Origin of the sequence: Cohnella sp. GbtcB17, from assembly GCF_019091135.1 — a bacterium.
GTDB lineage: Bacteria > Bacillota > Bacilli > Paenibacillales > Paenibacillaceae > Cohnella.
On the sequence record NZ_JAGXJW010000530.1, the window covers coordinates 1 to 232 of the forward strand.

Below are 232 nucleotides of genomic sequence, written 5' to 3' on the forward strand. Positions count from 1 at the left end.
GCTCGCGGACGGACGCACCCTCGAAGTGCCTGCGGATTCTGTGAAATGTGAGTTCAAGAGCTTAACAGCTGCCGCGAGCGGCGGCGTGATCACGATCGGCACGGTCAGCGAGGGGACGAAGACCGGCTACGCGGTCGCCAGGTACGACGGTTTCTCGGCGGCGTTCGCGCTGGGCGCGGGAGCGGGGAAGAGCTTCGAGACGTTCGAGAACGCGGCTTATCCGGTGACGTTC

At 65.1% G+C, this 232-nt stretch carries 1 protein-coding gene; it reads left to right on the forward strand.

Annotated elements, in window-relative coordinates; genetic code table 11:
• Positions 1-232, forward strand: a 232-nt coding sequence (locus KVT38_RS34335) for a hypothetical protein (RefSeq protein ID WP_217598159.1), incomplete at both ends; no start/stop codon positions are given.